The 14,822-nt window shown below is 70.0% G+C and carries 16 protein-coding genes and 1 tRNA gene; 12 read left to right on the forward strand and 5 right to left on the reverse strand.

Annotated elements, in window-relative coordinates:
* Nucleotides 1–21: 21 nt before the first annotated feature.
* The 9 genes from ACXJJ3_RS19865 (at nt 22) to ACXJJ3_RS19905 (ending at nt 6,681) form a co-directional block, all read left to right on the forward strand.
* Complete coding sequence (locus ACXJJ3_RS19865) at nt 22–957, forward strand: metallophosphoesterase (RefSeq protein ID WP_458171697.1); 936 nt, start codon at nt 22–24, stop codon at nt 955–957.
* 24 nt (nt 958–981) lie between these two features.
* Nucleotides 982–1,058, forward strand: a tRNA-Pro gene (locus tag ACXJJ3_RS19870).
* Nucleotides 1,059–1,126: 68 nt separating this feature from the next.
* A complete protein-coding gene (locus ACXJJ3_RS19875; RefSeq protein WP_458171698.1) occupies nt 1,127–2,419 on the forward strand; it encodes a J domain-containing protein in 1,293 nt (430 codons plus the stop codon).
* A gap of 4 nt (nt 2,420–2,423) precedes the next feature.
* Nucleotides 2,424–3,053: a lipoyl(octanoyl) transferase LipB gene (lipB, locus tag ACXJJ3_RS19880; RefSeq protein ID WP_458171699.1), complete on the forward strand. Its 630-nt coding sequence runs from the start codon at nt 2,424–2,426 to the stop codon at nt 3,051–3,053.
* Nucleotides 3,054–3,062: 9 nt separating this feature from the next.
* The gene (locus tag ACXJJ3_RS19885; protein ID WP_458171700.1) at nt 3,063–3,503 is read left to right on the forward strand and encodes a hypothetical protein; all 441 of its coding nucleotides are present in this window, start codon (nt 3,063–3,065) and stop codon (nt 3,501–3,503) included.
* Nucleotides 3,496–4,194 (forward strand): carbohydrate-binding family 9-like protein, encoded by a 699-nt coding sequence (locus ACXJJ3_RS19890; protein WP_458171701.1) that lies wholly within the window; start codon nt 3,496–3,498, stop codon nt 4,192–4,194. The genes ACXJJ3_RS19885 and ACXJJ3_RS19890 overlap by 8 nt, the downstream gene beginning before the upstream one ends.
* 45 nt (nt 4,195–4,239) lie before the next feature.
* Nucleotides 4,240–5,175, forward strand: a complete 936-nt coding sequence (locus tag ACXJJ3_RS19895; protein ID WP_458171702.1) for a tetratricopeptide repeat protein — start codon at nt 4,240–4,242, stop codon at nt 5,173–5,175.
* 113 nt (nt 5,176–5,288) lie between these two features.
* Nucleotides 5,289–6,050, forward strand: a complete 762-nt coding sequence (locus ACXJJ3_RS19900; RefSeq protein WP_458171703.1) for a CoA transferase subunit A — start codon at nt 5,289–5,291, stop codon at nt 6,048–6,050.
* A gap of 1 nt (nt 6,051) precedes the next feature.
* Nucleotides 6,052–6,681 (forward strand): CoA transferase subunit B, encoded by a 630-nt coding sequence (locus tag ACXJJ3_RS19905; protein WP_458171704.1) that lies wholly within the window; start codon nt 6,052–6,054, stop codon nt 6,679–6,681.
* Here the strand turns inward: ACXJJ3_RS19905 and ACXJJ3_RS19910 are convergent.
* Nucleotides 6,671–8,092 (reverse strand): alpha/beta hydrolase family protein, encoded by a 1,422-nt coding sequence (locus ACXJJ3_RS19910; protein WP_458171705.1) that lies wholly within the window; start codon nt 8,090–8,092, stop codon nt 6,671–6,673. The genes ACXJJ3_RS19905 and ACXJJ3_RS19910 overlap by 11 nt on opposite strands.
* Before the next feature lie 87 nt (nt 8,093–8,179).
* Here ACXJJ3_RS19910 and ACXJJ3_RS19915 point away from each other — a divergent pair, with 87 nt between their 5' ends.
* Entirely contained in the window at nt 8,180–9,073 is an 894-nt protein-coding gene (locus ACXJJ3_RS19915) for a carbohydrate kinase family protein (protein WP_458171706.1), read from the forward strand.
* Here the strand turns inward: ACXJJ3_RS19915 and ACXJJ3_RS19920 are convergent.
* Together ACXJJ3_RS19920 and ACXJJ3_RS19925 are read right to left on the reverse strand one after the other, a co-directional pair.
* Nucleotides 9,030–9,710: an SDR family NAD(P)-dependent oxidoreductase gene (locus tag ACXJJ3_RS19920; RefSeq protein ID WP_458171707.1), complete on the reverse strand. Its 681-nt coding sequence runs from the start codon at nt 9,708–9,710 to the stop codon at nt 9,030–9,032. The genes ACXJJ3_RS19915 and ACXJJ3_RS19920 overlap by 44 nt on opposite strands.
* Nucleotides 9,711–9,744: 34 nt before the next feature.
* Nucleotides 9,745–10,413 (reverse strand): NUDIX hydrolase, encoded by a 669-nt coding sequence (locus ACXJJ3_RS19925; RefSeq protein WP_458171708.1) that lies wholly within the window; start codon nt 10,411–10,413, stop codon nt 9,745–9,747.
* A 77-nt stretch (nt 10,414–10,490) separates the two neighbouring features.
* Between ACXJJ3_RS19925 and ACXJJ3_RS19930 the strand changes: the two genes are divergently transcribed.
* Nucleotides 10,491–11,489, forward strand: a complete 999-nt coding sequence (locus ACXJJ3_RS19930; protein ID WP_458171709.1) for an SPFH domain-containing protein — start codon at nt 10,491–10,493, stop codon at nt 11,487–11,489.
* A 34-nt stretch (nt 11,490–11,523) separates the two neighbouring features.
* Nucleotides 11,524–12,399: a hypothetical protein gene (locus ACXJJ3_RS19935; RefSeq protein ID WP_458171710.1), complete on the forward strand. Its 876-nt coding sequence runs from the start codon at nt 11,524–11,526 to the stop codon at nt 12,397–12,399.
* Here the strand turns inward: ACXJJ3_RS19935 and ACXJJ3_RS19940 are convergent.
* Together ACXJJ3_RS19940 and ACXJJ3_RS19945 are read right to left on the reverse strand one after the other, a co-directional pair.
* On the reverse strand, nt 12,348–13,397 hold the full coding sequence (locus tag ACXJJ3_RS19940) for a hypothetical protein (RefSeq protein ID WP_458171711.1): 1,050 nt from the start codon (nt 13,395–13,397) through the stop codon (nt 12,348–12,350). The genes ACXJJ3_RS19935 and ACXJJ3_RS19940 overlap by 52 nt on opposite strands.
* Nucleotides 13,398–13,854: 457 nt before the next feature.
* Nucleotides 13,855–14,757, reverse strand: a complete 903-nt coding sequence (locus ACXJJ3_RS19945; protein ID WP_458171712.1) for a hypothetical protein — start codon at nt 14,755–14,757, stop codon at nt 13,855–13,857.
* Between the last annotated feature and the right edge of the window lie 65 nt (nt 14,758–14,822).

Here is a 14,822-nt window from a genome sequence, read left to right on the forward strand (position 1 = left end):
AGATTGTGGCAGGCTGGAGGAATGAGTTTCGCGAGGACCGCCCTGAAGACCACCGCGGCGGTCACGGCGCTGGGAGCCGCTTGTGTCGCGTATGCGGCCGGTGTCGAGGTGCGGTGGTACACGCTGCGGCGGTTCACGGTGCCGGTGTTGCCGGAGGGCACGGCGCCGTTGAAGGTGCTGCACCTGTCCGATCTGCATCTGATGCCGACGCAGGAGCGGAAGATCCGCTGGGTGAACGATCTCGCCGCGCTCGAGCCGGATCTGGTCGTGAACACCGGCGACAACATCTCCAACGAGGAGTCGGTCCGCCCGCTGCTTCGGGCGTACGGCGATCTGCTCGATCTGCCGGGGGTGTTCGTGTTCGGGTCGAACGACTACTGGAAGCCGCACTTCAAGAACCCGGGAAAGTACCTGCTGCCCGCGAACAAGCAGCGGCACAAGCCGCACGGGCCGAACCTGCCGTTCGAGGAGATGCGCCGCTCGTTCACCGGCGCCGGCTGGACCGACCTGAACAACGCGAAGGCGTCGCTGAAGGTCAACGGCCTGCGGCTGGACTTCGCCGGCACCGACGACCCGCACATCAAGCGCGACCGGTACGACGAGGTCGCGGGCGCGATCGATCCGTCGGCGGACCTGTCGATCGGTGTCACGCACGCGCCGTACCAGCGGGTGCTGAACGGATTCGTCGGCGACGGGTACCCGTTGATCCTCGCCGGGCACACGCACGGCGGGCAGTTGGCGGTGCCGTTGTACGGCGCCCTGGTGACGAACTGCGACCTCGACACGTCCCGCGTGAAGGGGCTGTCGACCTGGGGACACGGCGGCCGCCAGGCGGCTCTGCACGTCTCCGCGGGGCTCGGGACGTCGCCGTACGCGCCGGTCAGATTCGCCTGCCGGCCGGAGGCGACGCTGCTCACTTTGGTGCCCCGGATAAACCCGATTTCGTCCGGACGCTGAGCCCATGTAAGCTACTCGCGACTTCGGGCTGTGGCGCAGCTTGGTAGCGCGCTTCGTTCGGGACGAAGAGGTCGCAGGTTCAAATCCTGTCAGCCCGACCACCATTGAGGGTCAGTCACTGCGGTGACTGGCCCTCAGTGCGTTCGGAAGCGTCTCGGAGGTGCAGGGGTTGAGCGGGGCCGATCACTACGAGGTGCTGAACGTCGAGCGCACGGCCAGCGCGGCGGAGATCAAGTCGGCGTACCGGAAGATGGCCCTGAAGGTGCACCCGGACCAGGGCGGCAACGCGGCGCTGTTCCGGCTGGTGCAGGACGCGTGGAACACGCTCTCGGACCCGGCGAAGCGAGCCGCGTACGACCGCTCCCTCGACGGCCACCCGACCCCGCCACCGCCCCGGCCGGCGCCGGAACCACCACGGCAACCTGACCCGCAGTGGACCTGGTCGACCGATCAACCGTGGTCCAGCGAGCCGTCCGGCCCGGACCCGGTGCGGCCGGGCGGCGTCGGCCCGGTGCTGATCTACCCGACGTTCGGCCAGTGGCGGATCCCGGGGATGGTCGCGCTGGGCGTCTACGTGGTGCTGGTCGGCATCGTGCTCGTGTCCACGCACTACACCGGGTTCATGGCGTATGTCCTCGCCGTCGCCACGGCTTCGATGGTCGTGGTCGTGCTGCCGCCGCACTGGAGCCGCCGGGTGCCGCTCCGTGGTCTGTTCAAGGTGCTGGGCGTGCTGATGGGGATCGTCTACCTGGTCACGCTGCTGCCGTTCGCGCACGTCGCGATGGCCGGGGCGGACAAGGCGCTGATCGTCGCCCTGGTCGCAGGGCTGTTCGTGGTGCGGTTCGTCACCGGGCGTTGGTCGAGGTACCACGATCTGGACCGCGTCATCGACCGGGAGGCGGCGTTCGAGTTCAACCTGTGGGGCAAGCCCGGTGAGCCGCTCGTCAGCGACACGCTGGCGGCGCCGATCTCGCCGTACGACGGCCTGCTCCAGCGGCGTACTGCGAACCTGCTGGACCCGGTGCTGACGGCGTTGCCCGGCGCGAAGCTCGTCAACGGGGCGCAGCTCGGAGCCATGGTGGTCGATCACCTGCTGCTGAACGGCCACCGTGCGGCGTTGATCGTTTCGATCGTCGGCCCGGGCGGGACGTACTCGTTGGACCCCTACGGTGGCCTACAGCTGGACGGGCAGCCCTTACAGAGCCCTGCGCCCGCTCTTGAGGCGGCTGTCGAGTCCTGGCGCGGTCGGCTGCGTGAGGTCGACGTACGCGGCTTCCTGGTCATTCACCCGGACACGGGCGGCACGGTCCGCACTCAGGACCGTGCAGACGCGAAGGTCACGTGTCTGTCGGCACAGTCAGCCGCACGCGAGCTGCACGCGTGGCTGCAGCCGGAAGGCAGCAAGGTCTACCGCAAGGTGCTGTACGACATCCTGCACCGGGCACCGTACGGCCTAGTGTGAACGTATGCAGCGGGTTGATCTCGGTGAGGTGGAGTACGACGTCGCGGCGAAGGACATGCGCCGCTGGGTCGAGGAACGCGTCGAGGGGAAGGCCGAGGACCGGCTGTTCCTGCTGAGTCACCCGCCGGGGATCACGTACGGCCCGCGGACGGTCCTCGACGACCTGCCCGCGGAGGCGGCCGGGATTCCGACCGTGCAGGTCGACCGCGGCGGCTTCGCGACGTACCACGGCCCTGGCCAGCTGGTGGGGTACCTGGTCGTCGACCTGCATCAGCGCGGCCCGGTCGACATCGTCCGCTGGGTCGAGAACGGGCTGATCGACGCGCTCGGCTCGCTCGGGTTCCCGCTGGTCCGCCGGGACACCCCGCAGGGCGCGAGCAGCCTGGTCGGGGTCTGGACCGCGGACGGGCGGAAGCTGTGCTCGATCGGGATGCGGATCCGGCGCGGCGTGACCAGTCACGGGTTCTCGGTGAACGTCGCCCCGGACATGACTGTCTTTCACACGTTCACGAGCTGTGGGCTGCACGACGTGACGATGGTCTCGCTCGCCGAGCTGGCGGCCGAGCAAGGGACGGCGGTACCGAGCGAAACCGACGTGCGCGATGCCGTCGCGAACTCTCTGGGAGCCCGATAACCTGCCGCAATGAGCCAGGAGGAGGACGGCGACGAGTCCGAGCAGGAGCGTCCGGGGCGGAACGGCGTCCCGCCGTTGCCGCCGGCCCTGATTCTGGCCGTGGTCGGGCTGCTGTCCGGGTTCGCGACCGTCGCCGGGGTGTGGCTGAGCGAGCGCGGCTGCGAGCGGTTCCGGGACACCACGAACTGCGGTGCGCTCGGCCTGCCGCTGCTGGTGCTGATCGTGGTCGTCACGATGGTGCTCGGCGGGCTCGCGCTGAGCCGGCTGGCGATGCCGCACCCGAAGCTGATCCCGTTCCTCGGCGTGGCCTTCATGGTCGCGCTGGTCGTCGCGTTCCTCACCGGCCACCTCGATTCACCGTGGATCATCGCCGCCGTACCGGTGCTGACCGCGATCACCTTCCTGCTCGCCAATCTCGTCGCCCGACTGCTGGAGCGTGCCGATGCCTGACCTGCCCGTCTACGAGTGCCGCCGGACCGCCACCGCGCCGAACCTCGACGGCACCCTGACCGACCCGGCCTGGGCGTCCGCCGCCTGGACCACCGACTTCGTCCCGATCGCCGACGGCCCCACGCCGCGGTTCCGGACCCGATCCAAGCTGATGTACGACGACCAGTACCTGTACGTCGGCGGCGAACTCGAGGAGCCGCACGTCTGGTCGACGATGTCCGAGCACAACAGCCGGCTGTACTTCGAGAACAACTTCGAGCTGTTCCTCGATCCGGACGGTGACGGCCAGAACTACTACGAGTTCGAGATCAACCCGCTCGGCACGATCTGGGAGCTCACGCTGCCGAAGCCGTACATCGACGGCGGCGTACCGATCGACCCGTCGAATCTGCCCGGTCTGCGGACCGCGGTGCACGTCGACGGCACGCTGAACGACCCGTCGGACACCGACACCGGCTGGACGGTGGAGCTCGCCGTACCGTGGGCGGACCTCGCGCCGTATAACCAGGGCCGGGCGACGCCGCCGAATCCGGGTGACGAGTGGCGGATGAACCTGATGCGCTGCCAGTGGCCGCACGAGGTGGTCGACGGCGCGTACGTGAAGGGCGAACAGATCGAGTTCTGGGTCTGGTCGCCGCAGGGCATCGAAGACATGCACCAGCCGTCCACTTGGGGCGTCCTCCGTTTCTAGGGGCCCGTGACACGGCGTTAACACGACCGGGAGACAATGAAGCACGTGAACTTGGGGGGCTCCGGCGAACCACACGGGCTGGAGGCGGACCAGGTCGTCAGCGCGATCGAACGTGCGTGCGAGAGCGACCTACGGACCGCCCTCCGGCTGGTCGCGCGTTATTCGGCGTACTGGTGGTCGCACGGGCTCCAGGACGAGGCTGCGGCGGCGGCCGAGCGAGTGCTCAGCATGCTCGGCCGGACCGTCCCGGTCGGCCTGGACGAGGAGTACCTGCTGGCCGTCATCCACGGCGCCGCGTCCGCGGAGCAGGAGCAGGTCGAGCTCGCCCAGCAGATCGTCCTGACGGCCACGGCACCATTCCAGTACTCCATCACCGTGCTGTTGTGGTCGCTGGTCTTCGGGCCGTTCGAACCGGCCGAGGTGGTCGACGAGGTGCTCGAGCGGAACGAGAGCGGCGACGCGTGGACCCGGGCAGCCGTTGAGCTCTGCCGCGGGTACCCGGGCCTAACTACGCCAGGGCCTCCCGGTGAGGCCGCTCAGGCGCTCCGTACGGCGCTGGGGCGCTTCCGGATGCTAGAGGACCGCTGGGGCATGTTCCTGGCGCTCAGTGCGCTCCGGCAGGTCGTCGACGAGCCCCTGGACGCCACAACCGAGGCCCTGGAGCTGGCCGAGCACCTATGCCTCACCGAGGAGACCGCCCTGCTGCTGTGCGAGCGGGCTGACCTCTACCGGCGGCTAGGAAAGCTGGAAGACGCTCACGAGGACTACAGCCGGGCCCTGGCGATCGGGGAGCACGCAGACCTCCCCGAGACCGTGGCAGCCGCCAGGATCGGGCTAGGGCGTGCAGCACGCGGTTCAGGGAACCTCCCGGCGGCGCGGGCGCACCTGTCCGCCGTACTGACGATCCCTGAGCTGCCTGACGCGCACTACGAGGCATTGCACGAGCTGGCGGCCCTGAAGGCGTCCGAAGCGTCGGCGTAGTCCGCCGCGGCATATCCCCCCGGCGCGCATGTGGGGTCAGCCACATCGCGGCGAGCTGTGCCGCTGGTTAGAGTCGGGAGCTAATCGGGACCGACACTGCAACGGAGCAGCTGATGGACAAGACGTACGGGTCGCCGCAGGAAGCGGTGGCGGACATCGAGGACGGCGCGAGCCTCGCGGTCGGCGGGTTCGGGTTGTCCGGCAACCCGATGGAGCTGATCAGGGCGCTGCACGACAAGGGGGTCTCCGGACTCAGCGTCGTGTCGAACAACTGCGGCGTCGACGGCTGGGGGCTCGGCATCCTGCTCGGCGACAAGCGGATCGCCAAGATGACCTCGTCGTACGTCGGGGAGAACAAGGAGTTCGCCCGGCAGTTCCTGTCCGGCGAGCTCGAGGTCGAGCTGACGCCGCAAGGCACGCTGGCCGAGAAGCTCCGCGCGGGCGGCTGCGGGATCGCGGCGTTCTACACGCTGGCCGGCGTCGGTACCCAGGTGGCCGAGGGCGGGCTGCCGCAGAAGTACAACACCGACGGGTCGGTCGCGAAGGCCTCGGAGCCGAAGGAGACCCGGGAGATCAACGGCACGACGTACGTGCTGGAGGAGTCGATCACCACCGACTTCGGGCTCGTGCACGCGCTCAAGGGCGACACCCACGGGAACCTGGTGTTCGACCGCAGCGCGCGGAACTTCAACCCGCTGGCCGCGATGGCCGGCCGGGTGACGATCGCGCAGGTCGAGGAGCTGGTCCAGCCTGGTGAGCTGGACCCGGACTCGATCCACCTGCCGGGCGTCTACGTCCAGCGCGTCGTTGCCGTTGGCAAGGACATCGAGAAGCCGATCGAGAAGCGTACGGTCCAGCCGCGGAAGGATGCCTGAGATGCCGTTGACGCGTGAGCAGATGGCGGCCCGGGCCGCGGCCGAGCTCGAGGACGGGCAGTACGTGAACCTCGGCATCGGGCTGCCGACGATGGTGCCGAACTACATCCCGGACGGCGTCACGGTCGTCCTGCAGTCCGAGAACGGCATCCTCGGCGTCGGGCCGTATCCGGTCGAGGGCGAGGAGGACCCGGACCTGATCAACGCCGGCAAGGAGACCGTCACGACGTTGCCCGGGGCATCGTTCTTCGACTCGGCGCTGTCCTTCGGGATGATCCGCGGCGGCGCGATCGACGCCGCGATCCTCGGCGCGATGCAGGTGTCCGCGACCGGCGACCTGTCGAACTGGATGATCCCCGGCAAGATGGTCAAGGGGATGGGCGGCGCGATGGACCTGGTGCACGGTGCCAAGAAGGTGATCGTGCTGATGGAACACGTCGCGAAGGACGGGTCGCACAAGATCCTCGCGGAGTGCGACCTGCCGTACACCGGCCGCGGCGTGGTCAACCGGATCATCACCGACCTCGCGGTGCTCGACGTGACCGACGACGGGCTGCAGCTGGTGGAGCTCGCCGAGGGCGTCACGTTCGACGAGCTCCAGGAGAAGACCGGGGCGCCGATCAAGCGATGAACGCCGTCTCCGGCAGCGCCCGGCGCCAGATCGCGGGTGCCGGGCGGCGCCGGAGGTGCTGGTCGAAGAACGCCGGGATGTAGGTGCGGAGGGCGCGGAGTACCTTGCCCGCGTCCGCCGTACCGACGGTGTTCTCGACGAGGTCCGGTGGGACCGGGAAGAAGCGCTGGAACCACGGGATCAGGGCCTGGTGGTCGATGAAGCTGTAGTGCCGGCCGTTGGGAAGGTTCAGGTCGCGCTGCCAGCCGGTCGAGTTGCGCCAGAAGAGGTTCCAGGACGGGTCGGTGTGGTGGTCGTGCGGTCCGGGGCCGATCGCGCCGGAGCCCATCAGGAGGAACGGGCGGTCGGTGCCAGCCGCGACGGTCGGGCAGTCGGCGGGGTCGTCGTACCCGTAGCCGAGTTCGCCGTCGAGGTCGATCGCGGCGCGGATCCGCGGGTCGCCGACGAGCAGGTCGATCGTGCTGAGCCCGCCGGCGGAGTGCCCGTACGCGCCGATCCGGTCGAGGTCGAGCAGTCCGCCCAGGCCCGGTGGGAGATTTCGGTGGTCGGCGTCGGGGTTGCGGCCGTGGGCGAGGTGTTCGAGGGAGTCGAGGACGAAGCGGAGATCGTCGTACCGGGTGGTGCGGGCGCGGAGGGCGTGCGGCGCCGGCGGGAGGGTCTGGAGTTCGACCCGGTTCCCGGGGAACTGGACGGCGGCGGCCTCGTACGTGTGGTCGACGGCGACGACGACGTACCCACGACTGGCCAGCTCGGCGACGCCGATCGACGCGAGCCCCCGCGGTACGCCGAACCCCGGCGAGAACAGCACCACCGGCCGCTTCCCGGGATGCACCGGCGCCATCAGACCCGCATGCGTTCGCGCTCCCACCCAGTCCACAGTCCCCACGGGTTGCTCGAGCGCGACCGCCGCGCCCTCGGCGTACACCTCAGCCGTCAACGGCGGGAGATAGACGGCAGGCGCCGTACGCCGCGCGGCCGGATACCAGACGCTGACCATCAGCTCCCGCACCCGCCCACCCACGAACGGATCCTCCCGCCCCGAATCCACCAGATGCAGCTCAGTAGTCCCCACAGCAAACGCCCCCGTAGGCCGAGGCAGCCGAATCGGCACCACGGCAGGCCCCGCCACCCCGCCTGAGGCGTGCACACCACCCGCACCCGCAGCACCCGCCACGGGTGCACCACCCATCGTGGGTGCGGCGGCGCCCCCACCTGCGTGCATCGCAGCCGCAGCACCCGCGCCCCCCGCAGCACCTGCGCCACCCGCGCCGCGCGCGGCGCCAGCAGCACCCCTTGCGGCGGCGGGGGTGCCGGCTCCGAGCGCAGCTGTTCCTCCTCTCTCCGGCGAGGCGCCGAAGGCGCCGAGTGGGGTGAGGAGGGTTGTGGTGATGAGCGTTCGGCGACTGAGCATGGACTGAGTGTGTGCGGATACCGACTCTGCGTTCAGCTGGCGAAAGGCACCTGTGATCCTTGGCGAAAGTCGGGTATGACGGGACCCGTGGAGTTGGATGTGCTGGTGATCGGCGGAGTGGGCATCGACACGATCGTGCGGGTGCCGGGCCTGCCGTTGGCGGATGTGGACACGGTTCCGGTGGAGCCGATCGAGACGTACCTGGCGCACACCGGGCACGGTGTCGCGCTCGGGTGTCACCTGCTCGGGCTGAACGCGGGGCTGGTGGACGTGATCGGCGACGATCCGGAGGGGGCGCGGATCCGGCGGGCGTACGAGGATCTCGGGATCCCGTTGCGGGTCGTGCTGCACCCGAGCGGCACCCGCCGTTCGGTCAACCTGGTCGCCCCGGACGGCCGCCGGCTGTCGATGTACGACGCCCGGCACCCGGCCGGCCTCCGCGTCGACCCGAACCTGTGGCGGCCGCTGATCCGCCGCGCCGAACACGTGCACGTGTCGATCATGGACTTCGCCCGGGACGCGCTCGGTGACGCGATCGCCGCCGACCGCTCGATCTCGACCGACCTGCACGACTGGGACGGCCGCAACGACCACCACAAGGATTTCGCGACGGCGTCCGACATCGTGTTCGTGTCGAAGGCCGCGCTGCCCGACGACGGCGTCGACTGGATCCTCGCGAACGGCCGCGCGGACGTGGTGGTCGCGATGGCCGGCGCCGACGGCAGCTACCTGCATCTCCGCGGCGAGAAGCCCCGGCACTTCCCGGCGATCGACCTCCCGGACCGCCCGGTCGTCGACACCAACGGCGCCGGCGACGCCTACGTGGCCGCGTTCCTGGCCCGCTACCTGGACGGCGCGTCCTGGCACGAGGCGGCCCAGTCCGCGACGCTGGCCGCCTCCTGGGCCTGCACCTCCCCCGGCACCCACACCAACCTGATCACCGCGGAAGAGCTAGCTGTTCGAACGCGAAAGCTCGGATGAAACAGTCTCGCGGCTGACCCACCGCGAACAGCACACACTCGACGACCGAGTCCGCTGTCAGCGGTGCGCCCGCTTCGCGTGGCCCGTCCTGCGCGAAGTCGGGCGGGAACAGCGAGATGACGCGGATTCCCTCGGGACGGAGCCGTTCGGAGAGGATCTCGGCGTACCCGGCCTGCGCGTGTTTGGCGGCATAGAAGGCGGGGTGCGCGGCTGAGCGGTGGTGCCCGGGCTCGCCGGCGGCCGAGATCAGGTTGACGATGTCCGCGGCCGGAGAGGCCCTGAGCAGCGGCAGCAGCCGCTCGGTGAGCAGCACGGTACCGATCGCCGCACCGCCGATCGTGTCGCCGATGGCGTCGGCGTCCGCCGTACCTTCGAGGTAGCGGGCGCCGCTGTTCACGAGTACGTCGAGCCGGTCGACGTCCAGGCGCTCGATCGACGCGGGATCGGCGAGGTCGAGTACGGCGGGAGTCGCGTGGCCGCCCGCGGCCCGGATCAGCTCGGCCGTCTCCTCGGCGGCGGCTCCGGTCCGGGCGGTGGCCAGGACGTACGCGCCGCGGGCGGCGAAGGCGAGCGCGAGCTTGCGGCCGGTGTCGCGGCCGGCTCCGGTGACGAGGACGTGGCGTCCGGCGAAGGTCATGGGTGCCAGGCAACCACCTCCAGTGGACTGGAGGTCAACGGGTCATCGGCGGATGCAGCACGGTTGCCGTACCGCGCTGGAACAGCTGGGCCGGACGGCCGCCGTCCCGGGTCGTGGTGGCGCCCACCGGGGTGACGAAGTCGGCGGTCTTGGTGACCTTGCGGTGGAAGTTGCGCGGGTCGAGCGGGATGCCCCACACGGCCTCGTAGACGCCACGGAGCTCGGAGATCGTGAACTCCGGCGGGCAGAACGCGGTCGCCAACGGCGAGTACTCGAGCTTCGCCCGCGCCCGCTCCACCGCGTCGGCCAGGATCCGCCCGTGGTCGAACGCCAGCTCGCCCGCCTCCCGTACGTCGATCCACCCGGCCGACGCCGCGTCCGAGCCGGCCACCGGTGCGGGCAGATCCGGGACGAGCGCCAGGTACGCGACGCTCACGACCCGCCCGCGCGGGTCCCGGTCCGGGGCGCCGTACGTCGCGACCTGTTCGAGGTGCAGCCGGTCCGCGGACAGGCCGGTCTCCTCCGCCAGCTCCCGGCGCGCCGCCGCCTCGAGGTCCTCGTCCGGCCGGACGAACCCGCCGGGCAGCGCCCATCTCCCCTGGTACGGCGGGATGCCGCGGCGGATCAGCAGCACCTGCAGGCGCCCGTCGCGGACGGTCAGGATGACCAGGTCGGTGGCCAGTCCGAGCGGTACGAAGTCCATCCGCCCACCTTAATCGTCACCTTGACGAGAAGCCATTCCGACCCTTATCGTCATAGTGACGACAAGGAGAGCAAGAGATGGCAGACATCACCCGGTTCGGCTTCATCAGTCACCTGCGGGCCAACCCGACCACCCACGTGCGGCACCTGCGCAACGGCAAGCTCGCGCACGACGGCGCCGGCCAGGCGTTCTGGTTCCGGGCGCTGAACTCGTCGCTGAGCGAGGTCCCGATCGACGACCGCGAGCAGCCGCTGCTGTTCCACGGACGGACCCAGGACTTCCAGGACGTCGCGGTGCAGGCGACCGTCACGTACCGCGTGACCGACCCGGCGCTGGCCGCGAGCCGCCTGGACTTCGGCATCGACCCGAACAGCGGCCAGTGGCGCTCGACGCCGCTCGAGCAGCTCGGCGGTCTGCTGACCGAGCTGGCCCAGCAGACCGCGCTCGACCTGCTCGCCCGGATGTCGCTCACCGAGGCGCTGTCCGAAGGCATGACCGCGCTGCGTACGGCGGTCGGTACCGGCCTGCGCGAGGACGAGCGGCTGACCGGGCTCGGTATCGGCGTCGAGGACGTCCGCGTGGTCGCCGTCCGGGCCGAGCGGGACGTGGAGAAGGCGCTGCAGACGCCCACCCGCGAGATGGTGCAGCAGGCGGCGGACAAGGCGACGTACGAACGGCGTGCGCTCGCCGTCGAGCGCGAGCGGTCAATCGCGGAGAACGAGCTGCAGAACCAGATCGAGCTGGCCCGCCGCGAGGAGCAGCTGGTCAACCAGCACGGTCAGAACGAGCGCACCCGTGCGACCGAGGCCGCGGCGGCCGGTCAGATCGAGACGCAAGCCGCGGCGGGGCGGCAGCGCGCGCTGGCCGAAGCCGAGGCGGACGCGAAGCGGGTGATCGGTGCGGCGGAGGCGGCGGCCGAGAAGGCGTTGCTGGACGCGTACGCCGAGCTCGACCAGGGCACGATTCTCGCGATGGCGATCAAGCAGGGCGCACTGCCGGAGATCGGCACGCTGAACCTGACCCCGGACCTGATCACCCCGCTGCTCACCAAGCTCACCGCCGGGGAGCGGTCGTGAACCGCGCGGCGTGCGCGCCGACGGGAGGCGCGGCGTGAGCCTGCCACCTCGGGCGGTGATCGTGCACCGGGCCACCGAGCTCACCGAGCTGATCGCCCGGCACGGGACGCGCCAGCAGGCCGGGTTCTTCCTGGCCGGGCGCGGCCGGGACCTCGGCGAGCTCGACGCCCGGCATCAGGCGCAGCAGGACGCCCTGGCCACGGTCTCGGCCGCGATCCCGCTCGACTGGCGGCGCGCGGTTGCCGAGCGCAACGACCTCGACCGGTTCGGGTTCGGCCCGGAGGACGTGGTGATCGCGGTCGGCCAGGACGGGCTGGTCGCGAACGTCGCGAAGTACCTGGACGGGCAGCCGGTGATCGGCATCAACCCCGAGCCGCTGCGCAACCCCGGCGTACTCGTCCCGCACGAGCCCGCCGCGATCGCGGACCTGTTGCGCACCACAACAGTTGCCGAGCACACGATGGTTGCTGCGAGCACCGACGACGGCCAGCAACTGCTGGCGCTGAACGAGGTGTACGTCGGCCACCACAGCCACCAGTCCGCCCGCTACAAGCTCGCATCACCGGACGGCCTACCCGAACGGCAGTCGTCGTCTGGGATCCTCGTCGGCACCGGCACCGGATCGACCGGCTGGTGCCGGTCCGCCTGGCAGGAACGCCGGAGTCCAATGGCGCTGCCAACACCGACGGATCCGGTGCTGTGCTGGTTCGTCCGCGAGGCGTGGCCGTCACCGGCGACCGGTACGGACAACACCGAAGGGTTGCTCAAGGCACCGGACTCGCTGACGATCACCGCCGAGTCGGACCTGGTGGTGTTCGGCGACGGGATGGAGTCCGACACCTTGAGCATCGGCTGGGGTCAGCGGATCGAGGTCGGCGCCGCGGCGGTCAAGTTGCACCTGGTGCGCTGAATCGTCGCGTGCCACGCGGAGTACAGCCGCCGCGCCGAGCCACCGATCGGCCCGACCGCGTCGAACACCGCGCCACGACTGGCCGGCCTGGCGTTCGCGATCGCGGCGACGGCCTGCTCCGGCGCGTCGATCGTCGACGAGCAGACACTCAGGATGTAGTCCGGCACCTGCAGCTTCGGATCCACACACCCGACCAGCGATACGCCGACCGCGGCGACGATCGGGAAAACCGTTCCGGGGATTCCGACAGCGCATTCCGCGCTCGCCGACTCCGGGACCGAGCCGAGCGCACTGATCTCGTACTGGTCCCAGAGGGTCCGGTCCTCGCGCGGGTGCAGGCCGACGACGATGTGCTTGCCCGCCGCCTGCAGCTTCGCGGCCGCGTCGAGCAGGAGCTGGGTACCTGGCGCGGCGTTGCCGGTCTGGTCGGGGTGCGTGACGCTGGTCAGCACGAGAACGCGATTCTTCTGCGGCGCGTACTTCGGCAGGTCGTCGGTCTGCGCCGATCCGACCATCCGGACGTGGCGTTTCCACCCGAGGTACTTCGCGAACACGTCCGACTCCGCCGGCGACGCCGCCGTCACCAGCTCGAGCCGAGACCGGAACTCCTTGGCACGCAGGGCTTCCACCGGCTTCAGATACGCCAACGAACTAGCTGCCATCGGCAACCGCTTGAGCGCCTTGGCGACGTCAGCCGGCCACGGCTCGGCTCCATTCACCACAAGCAGATCAGCCTGCGGTACGTCGCTCAACGTCGCGACCTGCACCGGATCCCCCGGCTTGACCTGCGTCAGGTCCGGCACCAGCTGCACCAGCTCCCACCCACGCCGCTTGGCCTCGGCCAGCAGCGGTTGCGCGTGGTAAGTCCCCCAGGGCTCGTTGGTTGCCAACAGCACCCGCGTCCGCCGCGGCCGCGCCGCCAACGCCAACCCAGGCGTCGCCGCCAGCCCGATCCCCAGAGCCCCAGCCTTCAAAACCGTCCGTCGCGTCGTGATCATGCGCGCGACGCTACGAACCCCGGGTGAACACACGCTAGCCCTCGCCCGACAGCTGGATGATCACCCGCGAGAGGTTCACATCATGCGGACCGGATACCGCCAGCCCCCGGCCCCGCCCGCGGCTTACGTCGAACGCGGCCCACCGGCGGCTTACGCCGGACACCCGACCCACCGGCGACTCACGTCGCACACCCGCCCCACCAGCAGCTCACGTCAGACACCCCGCCCACCGGCGACTCACGTCGGACGTCCGGCCTCGCCGGACACCTTCGCCCGGCGCAGACCTCCGGCAACAAGACAGCCACGCCGAAGGCGTGACCATTCCACCAGCCACGGTTGAGCACCCGCCCCGCCGCACACGCCCGCCCGGCATACACCTCCCGCGCGCCGACGAAGTCGGCCAACAAACAGCCGCGCCGGAGGCGTGTCCTTTCTGCCAGCCGCCCATGCGTGTCCTTTAGCCGCCGTTCAACGGGTTGTACGCGGGGGTGAAGGGGAAGTAGTCCCAGTCGGCGAAGGTTGTGGGGACTTTGCCGAGGGATTTGATGACGGTCTTGCTACCGGCTGCGTGGCCGACGGCGTACAGGTAGCCGGTGTCGGTGTCCTTGTCGATCCCCAGCAGGAGCGACCCGTCCCGACCGCACGGCGCCGACACCAACTGCTCGAAGATCTGCCAGCTCGACGTCCGCACCGGCGTGATGACCGGCTTCAGCGGCACCGTCACCGGTACCTTCACCGTATACAGCCCACCCGCCCGGTTGTTTGCCAGGAACATGTCGTACGTCGGCGTCGTCGCGATCAGCGTGAACGACTTCATCGAGCTCATCCCGCTGACGTACCCGGTGTTCCGCAGCCCCGTCCCCACATCCGTCCACCGCCCGAACAGCCCGTACTGATCCTGCTGGTACAGCATCGTCCGCGTCGGCTTGCTCCCCGCCGACGCCTTGTACTGCGACTGGATCAGGAACCGTCCACCCCACCCGTTCCCGATCCGCTGGAACGCGGGCGTCCCGACCAGCTTCCCGTCCGGCCCGATCGTGTACGTGCTCTGCATCAGGTACCCGCTGCCCCACACCACCTTGCCGCTGCGCGTGGTCCGCCCGTTCCCGGCCGGTACGGCGGTGAACGCGGTCGGCTGGCCGACGTTGTACGGCGTGTCGTACACCTTCGGCGTACTCACGACAGTGCCCGCGCCGGCCGCCGTCAGCACCCGGCTGTTCACGCCGCGGATGTTGATGTCCATCGACCCGAGCCCGAGCGCGCATGCCGCGGTCACGGCGTCCGGGGCGGCGACGGCCGGTGGGACCGCCGTACCCAACGAGAGCGCGAGTGCGCCGATACCGATTGCCGTGCGAATCATCGGGCTGTTCTCCGTTCGCCGTAGGACCTCTCGGAACACTTGATACCGGGCGGAGACGGAAAGTT

Source organism: Kribbella sp. WER1, from assembly GCF_054189145.1.